Source organism: Moraxella ovis (assembly GCF_900453105.1).
GTDB classification, from domain to species: domain Bacteria; phylum Pseudomonadota; class Gammaproteobacteria; order Pseudomonadales; family Moraxellaceae; genus Moraxella; species Moraxella ovis.
Genome location: NZ_UGPW01000001.1, coordinates 1253465 through 1272807 on the forward strand (window position 1 = coordinate 1253465; position 19343 = coordinate 1272807).

Here is a 19343-nt window from a genome sequence, read left to right on the forward strand (position 1 = left end):
GGATCAACCTAACCTCAACCAGCTAAGGAGTGACTCATGCCAGTTAATGATCAAGACACCAGCAGCACCCAAGCAGCACCTAAGACCACCCTAGCCAAAAAATCCACCACCAAGACCGAACCAAAAGTCATGCCAAGCACAGCCGCACAGCTTGAAGAGCTGCTGATGCATGCCACACCTGATGATTTGGTTGAACTTGGTCAGGTGCTGAACGATTATCTGCCTGTAACACAGATCGTCGGTCAACTGCGCGCTGACAAGTCAAAGGACACACAACTGTCAGACAACTGGCGTGAAGGCGGTTACCCCTACAAACATCGCCTTAGTCGCAAAAACTACGAAGCTCAAAAATACAAACTCCAAATCGAACTATTAAAACTACAACACCACGTCAAAGCCACAGGTCAAAGACTGGCTATCCTATTCGAAGGTCGTGATGCTGCCGGTAAAGGCGGTACCATCAAGCGCTTTATGGAGCATCTAAACCCTCGTGGCGCGCGTGTTGTCGCTCTTGAGAAACCCACCGAACAAGAAAAAGGCCAATGGTATTTCCAGCGTTATGTACAGCACCTGCCTACCTCTGGCGAGATCGTACTGTTTGACCGCTCTTGGTATAACCGTGCCGTTGTTGAGCGCGTGATGGGCTTTTGTACCGAACAAGAGTATCAAATCTTCATGCATCAAGTGCCTGAATTCGAAAAACACCTGATCGAATCGGGCATTCAATTGGTGAAATTCTGGTTCTCGGTATCGCGAGAAGAACAAAGAGCCCGTTTCGCCAGCCGTCAGAACGACCCACTAAAACAATGGAAACTCTCTCCTGTTGATAAAGCCTCTTTGAATAAATGGGATGACTACACCCTAGCCAAAGAAGCAATGTTCTTTAACACCGATACCGCCGAATCGCCATGGATCGTCATCAAATCCGACTGCAAAAAACGTGCTCGACTAAACGCCATGCGCTATGTGCTAAATAAGCTCAACTACGAGAACAAAGATCCTGCCCATATCGGCAACATCGACCCTCTAATCGTGGGTCGTGCAGGTGCACTGTATGAGATGGATGAGCGTACGGATCTGGTAGTCTCATCACTAAGACCGACCAGCCCAGTCCAAAACAACTCTTAAATCACCATCAATAAAATACCGCTCAGATGAGCGGTATTTTATTGATGGTGATTTTTAATAATGACTCAAACTCAACTTGGCTTAGTCCTTTGGCATTAATGACATAAAGCCTATCTTCATGAACGAAACGCGCTTTTTGATAATTCACGGCTTTTTTGTCAGTCAGATGCTCATATAGCACCGGTGTGCCTGCGATTGTTTTGTTCATTAATTCGTGGTACATAACGACTGGCGAATTTTCTAAAATTTTGGTCTCAATAATCTCTATGCGAGATTTATTGCCAGGATTTTCAAACAACCGATACAAGGTATCATAACCATGCTCACCGAGTACGCCTTCATACTGCCTGCCCGTCAAGAAAAACCTGATAATTCAACCTTAGTCGGTTCAAAGCTAAGCGGCTGCTTGCGTCCAAATCGATAAGTTATTTTGGCATGCGTGGCCTGCTTGAATCATCAGTTAGCACACCACCTGATAGACTACCTGTGCGCTTAAGATGATTTAGTTGTTTTTTTAGCTGTTTTCGTTCAGCTGCATTAATGCTGCCATCATCAATGGATAGGTAACGCACCGCTTCTACTTTGGCCTTAACAGGCTCGCTGACCGACTTAGGGATGCTTAGCATCGACAGATCTACATCAGGCATCACATCAGACTTGGCTGGCTTAGCACCTGGGCGTAAGTACCACGCCCCACCAATCACCACGAGACCGATCGCTGTTAGTATCAGCGCCTTATTAGTAAAATTGTGTTTATCTACGATCATCACACCCTCCAGCACTCATGAGCGAGCCACCAGTGTCTTAGGCCAACTTAAAGAAACCGACATCCGAGACACTTTTATCTTCGAATAGACTTAGCTGCTCGCCTTCCATTCTAGGCGCATAGGTCACACACATGGTGCCTGTCGCCTGACAGCAGCAAGCCAAAACTTCATCCTCTTCAAGCATGGCAATTGGCTTTTTTGTCATGAACAGCTTACCAGTCTTTGCGGTCACTCGCATTTTGCACGAGCCACAATACCCCTGCTGACATTCAAAACGAACCGTCTGATGACCTGTACGTCTCATGCCCTCTAATAGCGTTTCATTTTCGTGTAAATAAAAGCGCATCTCGTCGGTAAATACCCAGCCCATTGTACACCTGTTTTCTTACAAAATCTTAAATCAATTATTATTTTTATAAACTGTCTTTATCGATTTTTAAACCGCCAAGCAGCTTGACGGTTTAAGTATTAATTTATAATTCAAAATCATCCAAATCCACATCATCCAGATCAGAATCAATCTGACCAACCAAATAAGTGGTAATCTCTGTCTCTTGTGGTGCTACCTGCACATTATCAGATGACAGCCACGCGTTAATCCATGGAATCGGATTCGACTTGGTCTCAAAGATCGCAGGCAAGCCAATCGCCGCCATGCGTGTGTTCGTGATGAATTCGACATATTGGCACAGGATGTCTTTGTTAAGTCCAATCATTGAACCGTCTTTGAACAGATATTCCGCCCATGCTTTTTCTTGTTCGGCAGCACTTCTAAAGATATCAATTGCTTCGTCTTCACAAGACTTTGCGATCTCAAGCATCTCAGGATCGTCACGACCAGAGCGCATCAGGTTAATCATGTGCTGTGTGCCATTTAGATGCAAAGCCTCATCACGAGCGATCATCTTAATGATCTTAGCATTACCCTCCATGACTTTGCGCTCAGCGAACGCAAACGAGCAAGCAAACGACACATAGAAACGAATCGCTTCAAGGACATTCACCGCCACAATGCACAGGTACAGCTTTTTCTTAAGGTCTTTTAAGGATACCTCCACCGTCTCACCGCATACGGTATAAGTACCCTCACCGTGCAAGTCATACAACTGTGCAGCGCGATGCAGATCGTCATAATATCGCGCGATGTCACTGGCACGCTCTAGAATGTGCTCATTTTCGATGATGTCATCAAAAATCTTACTCGGATCATTCACCACGTTACGGATGATATGTGTGTAACTGCGGCTGTGAATCGTCTCGCTAAACGACCAAGTCTCGATCCAAGTCTCAAGCTCAGGGATAGACACCAACGGCAACAGCACCACGTTCGGGCTACGACCTTGGATACTGTCAAGCAGCGTTTGGTATTTTAGATTTGACAAAAAAATGTGTTGCTCATGCACTGATAAGTCAGCAAAGTCGATGCGATCACGCGACACATCAATCTCCTCAGGTCGCCAAAAGAACGACAGCTGTTTTTCGATTAACTGCTCAAAAATCGGGTGTTTTTGTTGGTCGTAGCGTGACACATTGACAGGCTGACCAAAGAACATGGGTTCTTTTAGGACATCATTTTTTGTTTGGCAAAAGATAGAATAATGCATGGTAATATTTCCCAAAGTCGTTGTTGTTGATTTATATAAAAGCTGACTTAAATCAATATATAGTATGATATTTGGAAATTTACACACGATATAGTGTAAATTTGCGGTCATTGTACCACAAATTTGGCCAGCGCGTATATTTTTTTAATAATTACTCTTATTTAGATGATGAATTGAATAAGCGACGAGCGCCAAAGACATGCACCATCAGCGCCAACATGACAACGATCACACCTAACCAATGCCAAAAATTAAGCTTCTCTGACAGGAATACAAAACCCACCAACAGCGCAATCACGGGCACGAGTAATACCAAAGGGGTAACCTGGCTGGCGGGATGCTTAGAGAGTAGGTAACCCCAACCTGCATACCCCAATAGGCTGGCGGCATAAGCCAGATACAGCACACTCGCCCAGCCGCCCCAAGTCAGATTCTGAACCTGCGCACTCAAACCATCTATGCCATATAACCACAATGAACCGACAGCAAAAGCACCCAATGCCGAGATATTGCCCCACACTACCAATGATAACGGATTAACCGCGCCCAGTTTTTTGACGACAATATTACCCACCGCCCAAGAGAATGATGCCGCCAACACCACCCACAGACCAACCAAAGGCGAGTTGCCTTGATACTGCCCAACACCGATTAACGCCAATCCGACAGCTGCTGCTATCATGGCGATCAGGTGGTATCTTAGTACAGCTTCTTTGAACATGATCGCAACCAGCAGTACTGTCATGAAAACCTGACTTTGGTGCAGTAGTGCAGCCAGCCCTGTCGTCACATCCATCGATAACGCCAAGAACATAAAGGCAAATTGTCCAAAACTAATGGTCAATCCATACAAAATAAGCCAGCGCCAAGGCACATCTGGGCGCTTAAAAAAGAAAATGACAGGGAAAAGCAAAAAGGCAAATCGAAGCAATCCAAGCACCATGGGCGAGATGTCCATCAAGGCAAATTTCATGAACATGAAATTAATACCCCAAGCAAACACAACACCCACAGCGATCAGCCAATCCCTAGCATTCATATCATCACCCTTAATAATTATTCTTGTGATGCTGTTAATTTATTGAGCAATTCTGTGGCTGGCTCGTGATCTTTTTGGGCGGCTTTTTGTAGCCACAGCTTGGCTTCATCGGTTGATTTTGATACGCCTTTACCATCTAGATAGCAAAGCGCCACTTGATGCATGGCAGGCGCAAAGTCAGCATTGGCAGCTTGTAAGAAATAATCAAACCCCACTGTCAGATCCTGCGCGACGCCCTCACCACGTTGATAGTGCACAGCCAGATTGTACATGGCTTCTGGAATATCTCCTGCCGCTGCTTTTTTGAAGCATTCTATAGCCTCGGTATAATCTTGCGGAACGCCGCGCCCTACACAGTACAGATTACCCAAATTCAGATACGACAGACTCACCCCTAGATCGCCTGCTTTTTTGTGCCATTTTACCGCTTCATCTTCATCTGCTGCCACACCCACGCCATATTCATACATCAGTGCGATGTTATGACAAGACTCAGCATAATCGTGATCGGCAGCTTGCTTATACCAAGCAAATGCCCCTTCATGGCTCTGCTTGACACCAAACCCATGGTAATACATGACGCCCAGATTATGACATGCCTTAATGTTGCCTTGCTCGGCTGATTTTTTTAGAAGTTCATGACCTTTTTCGTAATCTTGGCGCACCCCTAAGCCCTGACAGTGCATCACACCAAGACTGCGCTGGGCATCGGCAAGACCCAGCGACGCTGATTCTAACAGCAAAGTCGCCGCCTCTTCATAATCACCTGCTTGATAATGCTCGGTCGCCTCATCGTACAGAGCTTGCGCGCGCGCCATGTCTTGGCTAACATCATCAACAGATGGCTTTCTGTATTCAGCGATAGAATCGTTTTCGTTGGATTTTTTGAATAATTTGGTTAAAAAACTCATGGCGAACTCTGATGATAAAAGTACCTTATTATACTTGAAAACCTTGTCAATTTACCAATAAAAACCAAATCCAAATGGACTTGGTTTTTAAAATCACACAACAACATTACAAAGCATCCAGCCCACGCTTTAGGTCGTTGATAATGTCTTTGGCATCTTCAAGCCCTACCGACAATCGAATAAGCCCATCGGTCACGCCCGCCTCCAATCGCTGCTCAGGCGTCATGCGAAAATGCGTCGTACTGGCTGGATGTGTAATGGTGGACTTAGCATCGCCTAAGTTATTGGTGATGCTGATGACTTGGGTGCTGTCGATTACCTGCCAAGCGCTGTCCTTATCACGAACCTCAAAGCCAATAATCGCCCCGAATGCGCCGCCTTTTACATCTAGATGTTGATGCTGACTCTTGGCAAGTTCATGGCTTGGGTGGTCATGAAGCCCTGAGAAGTGTACTTTGGCAACATTGGGATGATTTGATAAAAACGCAGCGACTTGATTGGCATTCTCACAATGCGCTCTCATACGCAAGTTTAACGTCTCAAGCCCCTTTAATAGCACCCACGCATTAAATGGCGACAGACTGATACCACCGGTACGCACCACGCCGAATGCCTTCTCCATAAGTTCATCAGAGCCTACCAACGCCCCACCAATCACACGACCCTGACCGTCGATGTATTTACTGGCAGAATGGATAACAACATCCGCGCCCAGCTCTAGCGGCTTTTGGATGGCTGGCGTGGCAAAGCAGTTATCCACGATCAGCAGCGCATCATTTTGATGAGCAAGATTCGCCAAAAACGACAAATCAGCAATCTGCGCCAGCGGGTTAGAAGGACTCTCACAGTATAGCACGCGAGTATTAGGCTGAATGGCATTCTCCCATGCGTCATTGTCAAAACAATCCACATAACTGACAGAGACACCAAACGCCTTAAAATAAGTATCAAATAGCGCAACAGAGGAACCAAACAACTGCTTAGCACATAACAAATGATCGCCCGCCTTAAGATAGGCTAAGCACATCGTCAAAATCGCACCCATACCACTTGCGGTAGCGACACAGCGCTCACCACCTTCAAGCAACGCCAGACGTCTTTCAAAGGCACGAACGGTAGGATTGGTGTGGCGGCTATAGACGTTGCCCTTCTTCGTGCCATCAAAATGATCAGCAGCATCTTTGGCAGATTTATACACATAACTGCTGGTGGTAAAAATCGCCTCACCATGCTCACCCTCGTCCGTACGATGATAGCCACCGCGCACCGCCAAGGTCTGACTAAAAAACCCCAAAGCAGGGTCTAAGGCATCGGATTGCCAGTTATCATCTAAGATTGGTTTTGTCATGATTGCGCCTTTTTATTGTTTGATAAATTTGCATTATGATACCACAAAATAACGGGTGTAGTTTTTCTAAATTAGAATTTTAATTAGGTATCAAACTTATATCCCAAAATAAAAAAGACGACCTAAGCCGTCTTTTTGATTATATGTATTAAGCATCAACAAAGGTCAGCCAATGCTTGTATTTCTCGTTGCGGCCTTGAACCACATCAAAATACAAGGTTTGTAGCTTCTCGGTGATCGGGCCGCGAGAGCCATCACCAATAACGCGATCATCGTATTCACGAATCGGGGTAACTTCGGCTGCGGTACCCGTCATGAAGATCTCATCAGCCAGATAGAATTCATCACGAGTGATGCGACGCTCAATCACCTTAATACCAAGATCGTTGGCAAATTCAATGATGGTGCGGCGAGTGATGCCATCAAGCGCACCGCCTGCCAAGTCGGGCGTATGTAGCTCGCCATTTTTTACCAAGAACAAATTCTCACCCGAGCCTTGACACACATAGCCTTGCGGATCCATCAAGATCGCTTCATCATAGCCCGCCTTGGTCGCTTCTTGGTTAGCCAAGATAGACACAGGATAGTTGGCAGCGGCTTTGGCTTTACACATGGTGACGTTAGGATGGTGATGGGTATAGCTAGATGTCTTGGCGCGGATGCCGTTATTGATGCCATCTTCACCAAGATATGCACCCCAATGCCACGCAGCCACTGCTGCATGAATGCTGTTATCCTTGGCGGCGATGCCAAGCTTCTCTGAACCCACCCAGATTAACGGACGAATGTAAGCACTTGCCAAGCCATTTTGACGGACGACATCTTTTTGGGCTTGTGCTAGCTCTGCATGGCTATAAGGCACGTTTAATTGGAAAATCTTAGCAGAATTTAATAGACGCTCGGTGTGCTCTTTTAGACGAAAGATCGCAGTGCGACCGTCTGGCGTCTCATACGCACGCACACCTTCGAACACCGCCAAACCATAATGCAAGCTGTGCGTCAATACGTGAACTTTCGCTTCAGGCTGATCAACGAGTTCGCCATCAAGCCATAATTTGCCTTGTTGGGTTGCCATATTCATAAGTTATTCCTTATATTTTGGGATTTACAAAAAGTGAAAACTATCGCGTGATTATAGCACCGTTTAAGGCTTTTGCAATGATTTGTTGAAATTTTTGGTGTAATTGTGGTGATTTTTTTGATGATTGGCTTTACAATATGTCAAAATTTATACAGCTCTTATTCTACCCATGTCCAGCAGCGAAAACACCCCACGCCGATTGCCCTACATCTCTCACGAAGAGCAGCAGCGCATCACCAGGCTATGTGTACGCTGCGCCCTGCTATTTATGCAGTATGGCGGAGAATCAGCAGTCGTGGTCAATCTAACTAAGCGTCTTGGTGTGGCGCTTGGGGTTGGTGGGGTTGAATGTGCGCTGTCATTTAATGCGGTGACCCTAACCACCTTATACAATGGACGCTGCATCACCACCGCCCGCAATACCGTACATCAAGGCATTAACGTCAGCATTCTAGTTCAAATCCAGCAAATCGTGCTATATGCCGAATCCGCCACCAAAGATGACGCACTCATCGATGACATCGAATCACGTTTTGATGACATTAATCGCACCACTTATCCCAATAATCTGATGTCATTATTCGTTGGGCTATCTTGTGCCTGCTTTGCTTATTTAAATAGTGGTAATCTCATCATCTCAGCCATTACATTGGTGGCGGGGTTCTGCGCGATGCGAATGCGCGTGTATTTGTCCGCGCATCATTTCAACCCGTTTGTGGTGGTTATTATTACGGCATTCGTGGCGACGTTGCTCGGGGCAACGGCGTATTTCTTGGATTCATCGCAGATCGTGGCACTAGGCCATCATGCTGACATTGCGGTCGCTGCCAGCGTGCTTTTGCTTGTGCCGAGCTTTCCTATTATCAACGCTCTGTCCGACATGTTAAAAGGATATATCAATATGGGTGTGGGACGATGGATGTTCGCAACGATGCTGACATTATCGGCGTGCGTAGGTATTGTGATTGCGCTTATTTTGCTACAGATACCGCACTGGGGAATATAATATGTGGCTAATCTCTGACATGCTATTATCATGCGTCATCACTCTAGGCTGGTGCTTAATGTTCACGCTACCAAGTCGCTATATTATCTATTGTCTTATCATGACCGCGCTTGGTTTTGGTGCTAAGAGCATCATGGTAAATATGGGCGTTCACTTGGCGGTGTCGACATTTTTTGGCTCGATGCTTGCAAGTTTCTTGGGTGTACGGTTCGCCCAACAATTTCGCCTACCCCCCAAGGCGCTCATCGTCCCTAGCGTCATCTGCCTCATGCCTGGTATTCCCGCCTATAAGGCAATGGTTAGTATGGTGCAGATTGGTTACTTTGGCTTTGATATGAGTTTATTTGTCGTGATGATGAGTTATTTTTTTGAAACGATATTTGTGATTTCTGCCTTGGTATTGGGCCTATCCATCCCTGGTATTTTATTTTATCGCAGAAAGCCAATCGTCTAAAATTACCCCAGCAGCAAATAAAAAACGCTCACCATTGGATGAGCGTTTTTTATTGTCAGATCATTATTGAATACTGATAGGTGTTGAAATACCATCAGCATTAGCAGGCTCGATCACATTCAATGTCGCAGGTGCAGGCTGTACGATCTCGACACCAGCATCGGCCGCATCCGCACTCACAGTCGTAAGCTGCTCTTTGGTCGCAAGTTCAGCCGTACGCATCGCTTCACGCTGCTTTTGTAGGCTGGCGATCTGTTCAGCAGTTAATGTTGCGCCGCCACCTAATGCTTGATACAGCTGAATCTGACTTAGGATTTTTTGTAATTCTAAGTTTAGGATGTTTTGCTGATTGGCGAATAATGAGCGCTCCGCATCTAGCACGCTTAGATAATCATCCAAACCTGAGCGGAAACGCGCATGGGCGATTTGATAGGTTTGTTGATAATTATTCTGAAGCTTATACTGAGATTCTAGCTGTCTGCCAAGCGTAGCACGGCTTGCCAACACATCACCTACTTCTTTAAAGGCGGTCTGAATGGCTTTTTCGTAGGTGACTAATGCGCTCTTTTGGGCGACTTCTGCCACTTCGTAATTAGCACGTCGAACACCTGCATCAAAGATTGGTAGATTAATCGAAGGGCCAACAGACCAAGCAAAAGCGCTCGACTCTAGCAGATTACTTAGGCTAGATGAACTGAATCCTAAATTACCCGACAGTCTGATCGATGGGAAATAGGCAGCACGTGCCACATTGATGTTCGCGCCTGCTGCTTTTAATGCGTGCTCCGCTTGTACGATGTCAGGACGATAGTACAGCAGTTCGCTTGGAAGACCTGTGCTAAATAGCGTCTGGGTCGTGATGTTATCTACCGCCATGTCAGGCATCAGCCCATCAGGGACTGGTGCGCCAAGTAGCAGCTGTAGTGCGTTACGCGCTTGTAGAATGCCAGTATCAGCTTGATAAATCGCCAACTTCGCCGCTTCTAGTGACGCTTCTGCCTGTAAGCTGGGTGAGCGTGCATCAATCCCCGCTTTAAAGCGCTTATTCGTGATGTCTAGTGAATGCTCACGAGTCTTTAATGTCTCAACAGCAAGCTGACGCTGAGCCAATGCATAGCTTAGATTGACATAGCTTTGCGCGATGTTGGAAATCAAAGAAATCTGCACCGCGTCTTTGGCTGAATTGGTCGCAAGATAGTTATAAAGCGCTGCGTCTTTGGCGTTCGCCACTTTACCCCAAAAATCAATCTCGTAGCTAGACATGGCAAGACCGACATTGTAGCCACTGCTGGCATTACGATCGGCAGGCGATGCTGAACGAGTCGCACCACCAGATGCGCCCAGCTTTGGAATGCCGTCAGCTTCGGTAATCTGATACTGAGCACGCGAGCTTTGGATCGCCAGAACAGCTTTTTGTAGGTCTTTGTTGTTGTTCAGACCAAGTTCGATCAATGACTTAAGTTTGGGATCGGCATAGAAATCCTGCCAGCGCATCGATGCCACGCTTGGTGCTTCTGCCACGCTGATGGTCTGTTGATCTAGCACTTGGTAAGCCTGATCCACTGCCAAATTTGGCTGAGCCACCATGGTCTGGGCTGATTTTGGAATCGTGCTACACGCCGATACCCCCAGCACTAGGGCTGAGAGTGTGAACAGGCGAACTGTTTTGGTTGTTTTCATAAATTCTCCTTACTCGTGTTCGCGTACAGCGACGGGTTTGGCAAGATTTGGCTTATATGGGAATACTGAACGCACCCACACATAGAACATCGGGATAAAGAACACGCCTAGGAAAGTCGCTGTGATTACCCCGCCGACCACGCTCGTACCGACTGCGTTCTGGCTACCAGATCCTGCGCCTGTGGCAATCATCAAAGGCACAACACCGATACCAAAGGCAAGAGACGTCATAATAATCGGGCGCAGACGCATTCGAGCTGCTTGCATGACCGCATCTTTTAGACTCGCCCCCGACTCTTGAATCTCTTTGGCAAATTCAATAATCAAAATCGCATTCTTCGCGGACAGACCAATTACCGTGAGCAGGCCCACCTGTAGATAGACGTCGTTAGCAAAGCCTCGAAGCATGGTAAAGATAACCGCACCAATAACACCCAATGGAATAACCAACATCACCGAGAATGGTACCGACCAGCTCTCATATAGCGCTGCCAGACACAAGAATACAACAACCATAGAGATCGCATATAGTGTCAAAGCCTGACCGCCAGTCTTACGCTCTTCTAGTGATAGACCTGTCCACTCATAACCGATACCTTCAGGCAGCTGGGAGATCATCTGCTCCATGGCAAGCATGGCATCACCCGTACTCTTACCAGGCGCAGCAGAACCCTGAACGTTCAGTGATGACAGACCGTTATAACGGTTAAGGCCAGGGCTGCCATATTGCCATTCACTGTTAGAGAACGCGCTGAAGCTGATCATCTCACCTTGGCTGTTACGCACATACCACTTATTGATGTCTTCAGGTGTGGCACGGCTATCAGGAGCGCCTTGCATATATACTTTCTTGATACGGCCACGATCAATGAAGTCATTAACGTAGCTACCACCAAAGGCTTGAGCCAGAACGCCATTCACTGTTGCCATATTTAGGTTATAGGCAGCTGCCTGCTCTTGGTTGATGTTTACTTTAAGCTTAGGTGCATCCTCTTGACCATTTGGACGTACACCTGCCACATTTTCATTTTGGGCTGACATGCCCAAAAGCATGTTACGGGCCTCTAGAAGTTTCTCATGACCCACACCACCAATGTCTTGAAGCTGTAAATCGAAACCACTCGAGTTACCAAAGCCTTGGATCGCAGGTGGTGCAATCGGATATACCAACGTCGCTTCTGGAATCATGACATTCAATGCCATGGCGCGATCCGCGATTGCTTGAGCTAGGCTTTCATCTGAAGTACGCTCACTCCAGTCTTTTAGTTTAACGAAAGCCAAGCCGGCATTTTGACCACTGGCACCAAAGCTAAAGCCAGAGATGGTAAATACCGACTCGATATTGTCTTTTTCTTGTTCGTGGAAATAACCACCGATCTTCTCCATCACTTCTGCGGTCTGATCAAGCGTCGAACCTGCAGGCAGCTGAACCAATGTCATCAAGACACCTTGGTCTTCTTCTGGGACGAATGATGATGGTAAGCGCGTGAACAATAATGCCATCACAGCGATAACCGCAGCATACACGATCGCAAAGATCCACTTGGCATTAAAGGTGTTACCTACGAATTTCTCATAGCTACGGCTGGCCTTGAAGAAGAAACGGTTAAACCAACCGAAGAAGCCTTTTTGAGTATGGATGTCTTTGTGCGCTTGGCGTTTTAGGATGGTCACACACAGCGCAGGTGTGAAGATAAGCGCAATTACTGCTGACAATGACATACTGGTGATCAGTGTTGCCGCAAACTGACGGTAAATCACACCAGCCGAGCCACCAAAGAAAATCATCGGTACGAATACCACTGACAGAATCAGTGCAATACCGATAACAACTTTACTGATCTCACCCATCGACTGGATGGTGGCATCTTTGACTGAGATGTTTGGATCTTCTTCTAAGATACGCTCCACGTTCTCCACGACAACGATCGCATCATCGACGAGCAGACCGATGGCAAGCACCATCGCAAACATGGTTAGGATGTTAATGGTAAAACCAAATAGCAATAATACCGCAAATGTACCTAGAATAACAACAGGTACCGCAAGTGTCGGGATGATGGTCGCGCGCCAGTTCTGCAAGAACAAGAACATAACCAAGAACACCAGCACAATCGCCTCAAGCAGCGTCATAACAACTTGCTTAATAGACAGCTTAACAAATGGTGTGGTGTCGTAAGGCACAACAATTTTTAGACCTTTAGGAAAGCCTTGTGACAACTCATCAAGACGCTCCTGTACTGCTTCACGCACCTCAAGGGCATTGGCACCAGAAGCGAGCATGATACCCATACCCGCAGCTTGTTGTCCATTATAGAGAGTTTTTACCGCATAACTCTCTGAACCCAGCTCAATATCCGCCACGTCTCGTAGATAGACTTTTGCGCCTGAAGGGTCAGATTTAATTAGGATGTTGCCGAATTGCTCTGGCGTCTGCAGGAAGCTTTGCACACTCACCGTCGCGTTAATCACTTGACGATCTAGGTCTGTTGGTAGGTTAGCAAGCTGACCTGCTGATACTTGCACGTTTTGTGATTGAATCGCAGCTGAGACATCAGATGGCATCAGCGCATAAGAAGAAAGCTTGGCAGGATCTAGCCATATACGCATGGCATAAGGCGAGCCAAACACGTTCAGCGAGCCCACACCATTAACACGGCTTAGACTATCCACCACATTCGAGTTAATATAGTCAGCGATGTCCGACTGTGTCATGCTGCCATCTTCAGAGATGAATGATGCCACCATCAAGAAGCTACTGCTAGACTTATTAACCGTCACGCCTCGACGCTGTACATCAGCTGGCAGTGAACTGGTCGCTGCTTGTAGCTTGTTTTGTACTTGTACCTGCGCGGTGTCAGGATTTACGTCATTTTCAAAGGTTAGCGTAACAAAGGCCAAGCCATTCGCTGATGAGCTTGATGACATGTACATCAGACCATCCAGACCTTTCATCTGCTGCTCGATGACTTGCGTTACTGTGTTTTCTACCGTCTCAGCATCAGCACCAGGATAGACAGCACTCACCGAAACTGTCGGCGGTGCAATCTGCGGATACTGCTCAATGGGCAGACTGCGAACCGCAATAATACCCACCAGCATGATCAAAATGGCGATCACCCATGCAAAGATGGGGCGCTCAATAAAATACTTAGACATGACCGCTCCTACTGTACTTTAGGCGTATCTTGAGCAGCTTGCGACTGTTCGCTTGACTCATCTTTTGGTGCTACCACGCTGTTTTGAACTGCCTGCTGTGGCGCTTGAGCGTTTTGCGCTTGATTGCCTGCTGCGCCCGTTGGTGGCAGTGCACGCACTTCTACTGCTTGGTCAGGCTTAACTTTAGCACCGCCCATCACGACAACTTGGTCGCCATTTTGTAATCCACTGCTGACCACCCATTGACCGTTAAAGGTACCTGAAGTTTCAACTGGACGAACTTCGATTTTCTTGTCTTTATTTACGACATAAACTTGGGCTTCGCCTTTAGGTGTGCGTGTGATGGCAGTCTGTGGCAGCAGAACAGCGTTGTTCATAATAGACTGCGCAAGATTGGCATTAACATACATGCCAGGGATGAGGACACCATCAGGGTTCGGGAATGCCGCTCTTAGCTTAACCGCGCCAGTCGCTTTATCGACACTCGCATCAGACAGAGCCAGACGTCCGATGATTGGGTATGTGCTACCGTCTTCTAGGACAATTTGCACTTCTGGATCGCCTTGGCTCGCTTTACCTTCGGCGATCTGCTGACGTAAGCGTAGCATCTCTGTGGATGATTGGCTGATGTCTACATAGACATAATCGGTGCGCGCGATGGTTACCAAGGCGTTTGATTGATTGGCTGACACCAATGCACCATTCGTTACTGCCGAGATACCTACTTTACCGCTAATGGGTGCGCGTACGATGGTACGGCTTAGGTCTAGCTCGCTTGCGCTTAGGCTGGCTTTGGCGCTGTTGATCGCAGAATCTGCACTACCGACACTCGCTTTGGCTTGTGCGACCGTGGCTCTAGCAGCTTCGACATTCGCCTCAGCCGTACGCACAGCAGTCACCGCCTGATCATAAAACTGTCTTGATACTGCATCAACTTCAACTAAGCCTTGTAATCTGGCTAGGTCAGCACGCGCTTGGGCTAAAGTTGCTTGCTGCGCGGTTAGGTTGGCTTGAGCTTGAGCTTGGGCTGCACGTGCATTTTGCGCAGAAGCTTCAGCATTGGCAATCGCTGCACGACCTGCATTAATCGCACTGGTATAGTTATCCGTGTTGATACGGTACAAAGGCTGACCTGCACGTACAAACCCACCTTCGCGGAACAACACTTCATCAACGATCCCCGTCACCTGCGGGCGAACCTCAGATGTCTCAACTGCCGTCACACGACCCGAGAAAGACTTCACTACAGGAATGGCACTAAGCGTTACCGTCTGAACATCCACGACCGTTGGCGGCATTTGTTGCTGTGCTGCCGCTTGCTCATCTTGGGCTGATTTATTACAAGCAGCCAGCAGTGTCATGCCTGCAAATACTGCAGCAATGGTCGCTGCACGTAAATTTAATTTCATAAGCACCTTATTTTTGGTTTTATCAGAGAATGAAAATGGGGTTTTACGGATTTGATTTTTTAGATGGTTGCAAAACCAATCATCAAGCAAGCACCCAAGAAAGCAAAACCCTAAAACCACGCAGAATAAAAGCATCGATAAACACTCTTATTCAACCTAATGGTTTTATTGAGTTTTTTGTATTTGACAATTTCAAAACAAACCAACAGTTTTGATAAACCCATAAAACTAAATAAATTTTACTATTATACTTTAAAATTCTTGATTTTATGAGCTTTTTATGTACTTCACATCCAAAAAAATAGATTGATTTTTACCAAAAATTGTGAACAAGCGTCTATTTTTTATGCATAATTATCGTCACACACTCTGCCATTTGACAAAAAATATAAAAAATGCAAATTTTTATAAAAAATCACTTGCTTTTTTGTAAAAATTTGATATCATAGCGTCCACTTAATCGATGCGATTAAGCACATAATGGCTGGGTGGCAGAGTGGTCATGCAGCGGACTGCAACTCCGTGTACGCCGGTTCGATTCCGACCTCAGCCTCCATTTTTGAGTGTTATTATTAACAACCCGCCCGGGTGGTGAAATTGGTAGACACAAGGGATTTAAAATCCCTCGCTAGCAATAGCGTGCCGGTTCGAGTCCGGCCCCGGGCACCATCTTTAAGCTCTTGAATATTCAAGAGTTTTTTTATTGCCTAAATAAAAGTAAACGCCCTAAATTAATTGGTTATTCTCAGTGAAAGTTGGAAATTAACCAATCAATAATTAAAATTATCACATGCCTTTATATCATTAAAATAACAGTACAATTGACAGTACAAAACCAAGTCGGTCCCATCCTTAATTCAAGATGGTTAAGCCGTTACCGACTGCCACAGCTGTTTCTTAGCATTACCGTCTTGATGCATCACCAAAAGTTGTGGTAATGTTTGCACTTCACCAAAATAATCCACCCCATCACTTAGCTCGCTTAGGAAGGCTAATTTTACCTGATCGAATTTGGTGATGTCGCCCATCATTCGTAATCGCAGAATAAAACCATCAAGGCACTTTTGAGCCAGCGCTGGCGAATTTTCCAGATCATCGTTCATAGGATAACGAATACTCTCCACCGAAAGAAAGGCTTTGCGTTCTGTCGCCCATTTTGACAATGCCGTCTTTAGCGATGCCCATACCAGCTTCTCTTCATCACCCATCAGAGTCATATCCACCAAGAGCACCCACTCACCAACACGAATACCTTCTAGCACATATGAAATAGCAGTCGATGATAAATCAGCGGATTGGGAGGTACTCACCTCATCTATATTTGAAAGTGCACTTTGGGCAGGATTTTTAGATTGCTGTGTGTTATTGATTGACTTATTCAGTTCTTGGACAACCGATGTAATCTGCGTATTATCATCTACCACCACAGAATTTTCAGGCGTGGTTAATGGCGGGCTAGGCTCAGCTTGATCCTGACGTATATCATCGTTCTTAGAATCGAAACGCTTAGCATCCTTCATAAACCTATCAGCTAAGCTTGCCACCTGAGCGACAGGCGTGCTTAATTGCCCCCATTGGCGAATACCGATAAGGTTTAAGATATGTCGCTGTTGTATCAATGCATCAAAGGATGATTTGGTTATTGCCATGTGAACTCACCAGGCTTAGGCAGTGTATAGCGGCACATGGAATGAGACTCGGAGAATTGTGCACCCCATTTTCGATAGCCTTGCGTATCTAGATGAATGGCGCCTGTGCCATATAATCCCAAACCAAAATTATGCGATTCACCATAAAACACCCAGTACTCGCACAGACGATTCTGCAGTTGATATAATTCATGACTGCCTGCATCATAAGTAGGCACCCAAATATCCATCGCACCATTCGTCATGTGCTTACTGCTGGGCGCACCGCCAGCACAACGGTTTAAGTCAGGATTGCGATATACTGAACGGATATGGGTATTGGCAGGTAGGATGCCTTTAGCGCGAAGTTCGTTATACAGCTTAATCGTTGGCAGCATCTGCGCCCATAGCTCACGGGGCGGTACTTCATAAGGCTCATAACCACACTCCTGCCATGAACGCGCCGTCGTCAGTAGCTGGTGCATCGGCGGCAAATTTTTACCGATATGATTCTTAAGGAATTGCTTATATTCTTCAACCTGAGATTTTTGATGGGGATGACTGCGTAGCCACATCTCAAAATCTGCCTTCGTTCCGACATTCCTGATAATGTCATGAGCATGCCCATCATGATCATCGTGATGATGGATGATGTTAATCTGAGGCGGTTTAACCACTGTATTGACGGTCTTCACGGGTTGCTTGTTGGACTGTTTAGGTTTTGATAACACTTTGGTTGGTTGTGGTTTTTTGACGGGTGCAGTTTTTTGGGCGCACGATGACAAGCCAAACACCCCCATCATAACCACCGCTGTTACCTGTAATTTTTTATTCATTGTCATCATCTTATCAACCTAGCCAATTATCATTAGCACCAAAGCTATTGATTATTATAAAATATCTTAACATTAATCCGAAAAAATCTCATGCTACATTTGTAATTTTAGCAATTTTTCCACCAATCCACAAATCGCTATCGCATTATTCGATACAAATAAAATCGCATTATTAAAATTATTAAGTTTATCTTAATTATTATTAATAAAAATATCATAATTAAATATTTAAAATATCTAAACCTATTAGACAGTAATTTTAATCAATAACAACGCAACATAACCAATTTTTGAATCAAAAAACCTTGCAAATATGGACTTTATAAATGATATTTTTAGTTAAGTATATGATTTTAATGGTTTTAATATGCTTGTAATTTATCTAAATGGTGTTACCATATAAAACATCCATAAATCTGCATTGCTTTATCAGTTTATCAATTGATTTAGACAATGAAAGTTATACTTTTTATGACCAAAATCGTTTAGTTAAAGTGCAAGGCATTTTGATCAGACATCAAATTATTGAATGCAGTTTGTCATATGGTTTAAAATCACAGTGACTTGAATTTTTCTGCGTTCATCCCCATGTTATTAAGATGTTTTAATAACAAATGTCTATCTAATAGACATCGGTGAAATCGCCTGATGGGACTTCACCAAACACCAAAGAAGAGGTAGTTATGAAAAACATTAGCACGTATTTGCTAGGCACCAGCATCGCACTTGGCGCAGCCATGAGTGTAACTGCCACTGCTGCCGACAGCAAAACAGGCGCTGTCAACATCGATCAAGTGCTCGGTGAATTGATTCGTCAGCATAATGGCGCACCAAGCTTGGTCAAATCTGCTCGTCAGCCTTCTTCTTTGACCTTTAACAGTCCATTGATTACTCAATCCGGCTCATCAGCTAAACAAGACGAGCCCGTATTAGAAAAATTAACTGCTGTGGCTTCTAACACAGTCAATAAATTCAAACAAACTGGTCTGGCATCTTGGTATGGCCGTCAGTTTCATGGCAAAAAAACCGCCAGTGGCGAGACTTTTAACATGAACGCAATGACCGCAGCCCATCGTTCACTGCCTCTTAACTGCTATATTCGAGTCACTAATAAAGACAATGGCAAGTCCGTCATCGTAAAAGTCAATGATCGCGGTCCTTTTAATGGTAATCGCGTGCTTGATCTGTCTTATGGTGCAGCACAAGCCATCGGCATCACGCAACGTGGCACAGGCAATGTCATCATCGAGCGCGTTGATGGACCTTAATATTTCATTTAATAAAAAACAGCCC

The 19343-nt window shown here is 45.6% G+C and carries 17 protein-coding genes and 2 tRNA genes; 6 read left to right on the plus strand and 13 right to left on the minus strand.

Features of this window, described 5'->3' with window-relative positions; genetic code table 11:
• Nucleotides 1–129: 129 nt before the first annotated feature.
• Complete coding sequence (gene ppk2, locus DYD54_RS05985) at nt 130–1128, plus strand: polyphosphate kinase 2 (protein WP_370446609.1); 999 nt, start codon at nt 130–132, stop codon at nt 1126–1128.
• Nucleotides 1129–1150: 22 nt separating this feature from the next.
• Here the strand turns inward: ppk2 and DYD54_RS05990 are convergent, their stop codons facing one another.
• The 8 genes from DYD54_RS05990 to DYD54_RS06025 all read right to left on the minus strand — a co-directional run bounded on the left by DYD54_RS05990 (nt 1151) and on the right by DYD54_RS06025 (nt 7878).
• A complete protein-coding gene (locus DYD54_RS05990; protein WP_063514153.1) occupies nt 1151–1486 on the minus strand; it encodes a hypothetical protein in 336 nt (111 codons plus the stop codon).
• Between the two features lie 67 nt (nt 1487–1553).
• Entirely contained in the window at nt 1554–1895 is a 342-nt protein-coding gene (locus tag DYD54_RS05995) for a hypothetical protein (RefSeq protein WP_063514154.1), read from the minus strand.
• Between the two features lie 37 nt (nt 1896–1932).
• A complete protein-coding gene (locus DYD54_RS06000; RefSeq protein WP_063514155.1) occupies nt 1933–2265 on the minus strand; it encodes a 2Fe-2S iron-sulfur cluster-binding protein in 333 nt (110 codons plus the stop codon).
• 103 nt (nt 2266–2368) lie between these two features.
• Nucleotides 2369–3499: a class Ia ribonucleoside-diphosphate reductase subunit beta gene (gene nrdB, locus DYD54_RS06005; protein ID WP_063514992.1), complete on the minus strand. Its 1131-nt coding sequence runs from the start codon at nt 3497–3499 to the stop codon at nt 2369–2371.
• A gap of 157 nt (nt 3500–3656) precedes the next feature.
• Nucleotides 3657–4538: an EamA family transporter gene (locus tag DYD54_RS06010; protein WP_063514156.1), complete on the minus strand. Its 882-nt coding sequence runs from the start codon at nt 4536–4538 to the stop codon at nt 3657–3659.
• Between the two features lie 17 nt (nt 4539–4555).
• Complete coding sequence (locus DYD54_RS06015; protein WP_063514157.1) at nt 4556–5449, minus strand: SEL1-like repeat protein; 894 nt, start codon at nt 5447–5449, stop codon at nt 4556–4558.
• 106 nt (nt 5450–5555) lie between these two features.
• Nucleotides 5556–6797, minus strand: coding sequence for an O-succinylhomoserine sulfhydrylase (locus DYD54_RS06020; RefSeq protein ID WP_063514158.1), 1242 nt, complete (start codon nt 6795–6797; stop codon nt 5556–5558).
• A gap of 148 nt (nt 6798–6945) precedes the next feature.
• On the minus strand, nt 6946–7878 hold the full coding sequence (locus tag DYD54_RS06025; protein ID WP_063514159.1) for a branched-chain amino acid transaminase: 933 nt from the start codon (nt 7876–7878) through the stop codon (nt 6946–6948).
• A 169-nt stretch (nt 7879–8047) separates the two neighbouring features.
• On the opposite strand from DYD54_RS06025, the gene DYD54_RS06030 reads away from it, so the two are divergent.
• Together DYD54_RS06030 and DYD54_RS06035 are read left to right on the plus strand one after the other, a co-directional pair.
• Nucleotides 8048–8884 carry a threonine/serine exporter family protein gene (locus DYD54_RS06030; protein ID WP_063514160.1) on the plus strand — a complete coding sequence of 279 codons (837 nt, stop codon included), beginning with the start codon at nt 8048–8050 and terminating at the stop codon, nt 8882–8884.
• 1 nt (nt 8885) lies between these two features.
• Entirely contained in the window at nt 8886–9338 is a 453-nt protein-coding gene (locus DYD54_RS06035; RefSeq protein ID WP_063514161.1) for a threonine/serine exporter family protein, read from the plus strand.
• Between the two features lie 63 nt (nt 9339–9401).
• Here the strand turns inward: DYD54_RS06035 and DYD54_RS06040 are convergent, their stop codons facing one another.
• From DYD54_RS06040 to DYD54_RS06050, 3 genes are read right to left on the minus strand one after another with little or no spacing between them, the layout of a single operon-like run.
• Nucleotides 9402–11018 (minus strand): efflux transporter outer membrane subunit, encoded by a 1617-nt coding sequence (locus tag DYD54_RS06040; protein ID WP_063514162.1) that lies wholly within the window; start codon nt 11016–11018, stop codon nt 9402–9404.
• 9 nt (nt 11019–11027) lie between these two features.
• Nucleotides 11028–14177, minus strand: coding sequence for an efflux RND transporter permease subunit (locus DYD54_RS06045; protein ID WP_063514163.1), 3150 nt, complete (start codon nt 14175–14177; stop codon nt 11028–11030).
• Between the two features lie 8 nt (nt 14178–14185).
• Nucleotides 14186–15586, minus strand: a complete 1401-nt coding sequence (locus DYD54_RS06050; protein ID WP_063514993.1) for an efflux RND transporter periplasmic adaptor subunit — start codon at nt 15584–15586, stop codon at nt 14186–14188.
• 482 nt (nt 15587–16068) lie between these two features.
• On the opposite strand from DYD54_RS06050, the gene DYD54_RS06055 reads away from it, so the two are divergent.
• Nucleotides 16069–16142: transfer RNA gene (locus tag DYD54_RS06055), tRNA-Cys, on the plus strand.
• A 26-nt stretch (nt 16143–16168) separates the two neighbouring features.
• Nucleotides 16169–16255, plus strand: a tRNA-Leu gene (locus tag DYD54_RS06060).
• A gap of 197 nt (nt 16256–16452) precedes the next feature.
• Here the strand turns inward: DYD54_RS06060 and DYD54_RS06065 are convergent.
• On the minus strand, nt 16453–17235 hold the full coding sequence (locus DYD54_RS06065) for a hypothetical protein (RefSeq protein WP_063514164.1): 783 nt from the start codon (nt 17233–17235) through the stop codon (nt 16453–16455).
• Nucleotides 17226–18050, minus strand: a complete 825-nt coding sequence (locus tag DYD54_RS06070; protein ID WP_228703529.1) for a D-Ala-D-Ala carboxypeptidase family metallohydrolase — start codon at nt 18048–18050, stop codon at nt 17226–17228. The genes DYD54_RS06065 and DYD54_RS06070 overlap by 10 nt, the downstream gene beginning before the upstream one ends.
• 683 nt (nt 18051–18733) lie before the next feature.
• On the opposite strand from DYD54_RS06070, the gene DYD54_RS06075 reads away from it, so the two are divergent.
• Nucleotides 18734–19318 (plus strand): septal ring lytic transglycosylase RlpA family protein, encoded by a 585-nt coding sequence (locus tag DYD54_RS06075; RefSeq protein WP_063514165.1) that lies wholly within the window; start codon nt 18734–18736, stop codon nt 19316–19318.
• Nucleotides 19319–19343 lie beyond the last annotated feature (25 nt).

What these genes read in the sequence shown, in the direction of transcription:
- DYD54_RS06010 (WP_063514156.1), bottom strand. Translation starts at nt 4,538, where the DNA reads ATGAATGCTAGGGATTGGCTGATCGCTGTGGGTGTTGTGTTTGCTTGG.
- nrdB (WP_063514992.1), bottom strand. Translation starts at nt 3,499, where the DNA reads ATGCATTATTCTATCTTTTGCCAAACAAAAAATGATGTCCTAAAAGAA.
- DYD54_RS06075 (WP_063514165.1), top strand. Translation starts at nt 18,734, where the DNA reads ATGAAAAACATTAGCACGTATTTGCTAGGCACCAGCATCGCACTTGGC.
- DYD54_RS06020 (WP_063514158.1), bottom strand. Translation starts at nt 6,797, where the DNA reads ATGACAAAACCAATCTTAGATGATAACTGGCAATCCGATGCCTTAGAC.
- DYD54_RS06070 (WP_228703529.1), bottom strand. Translation starts at nt 18,050, where the DNA reads ATGAATAAAAAATTACAGGTAACAGCGGTGGTTATGATGGGGGTGTTT.
- ppk2 (WP_370446609.1), top strand. Translation starts at nt 130, where the DNA reads ATGCCAAGCACAGCCGCACAGCTTGAAGAGCTGCTGATGCATGCCACA.
- DYD54_RS06030 (WP_063514160.1), top strand. Translation starts at nt 8,048, where the DNA reads ATGTCCAGCAGCGAAAACACCCCACGCCGATTGCCCTACATCTCTCAC.
- DYD54_RS06045 (WP_063514163.1), bottom strand. Translation starts at nt 14,177, where the DNA reads ATGTCTAAGTATTTTATTGAGCGCCCCATCTTTGCATGGGTGATCGCC.
- DYD54_RS06025 (WP_063514159.1), bottom strand. Translation starts at nt 7,878, where the DNA reads ATGAATATGGCAACCCAACAAGGCAAATTATGGCTTGATGGCGAACTC.
- DYD54_RS06040 (WP_063514162.1), bottom strand. Translation starts at nt 11,018, where the DNA reads ATGAAAACAACCAAAACAGTTCGCCTGTTCACACTCTCAGCCCTAGTG.
- DYD54_RS06035 (WP_063514161.1), top strand. Translation starts at nt 8,886, where the DNA reads ATGTGGCTAATCTCTGACATGCTATTATCATGCGTCATCACTCTAGGC.
- DYD54_RS06015 (WP_063514157.1), bottom strand. Translation starts at nt 5,449, where the DNA reads ATGAGTTTTTTAACCAAATTATTCAAAAAATCCAACGAAAACGATTCT.
- DYD54_RS06050 (WP_063514993.1), bottom strand. Translation starts at nt 15,586, where the DNA reads ATGAAATTAAATTTACGTGCAGCGACCATTGCTGCAGTATTTGCAGGC.
- DYD54_RS05995 (WP_063514154.1), bottom strand. Translation starts at nt 1,895, where the DNA reads ATGATCGTAGATAAACACAATTTTACTAATAAGGCGCTGATACTAACA.
- DYD54_RS06065 (WP_063514164.1), bottom strand. Translation starts at nt 17,235, where the DNA reads ATGGCAATAACCAAATCATCCTTTGATGCATTGATACAACAGCGACAT.
- DYD54_RS06000 (WP_063514155.1), bottom strand. Translation starts at nt 2,265, where the DNA reads ATGGGCTGGGTATTTACCGACGAGATGCGCTTTTATTTACACGAAAAT.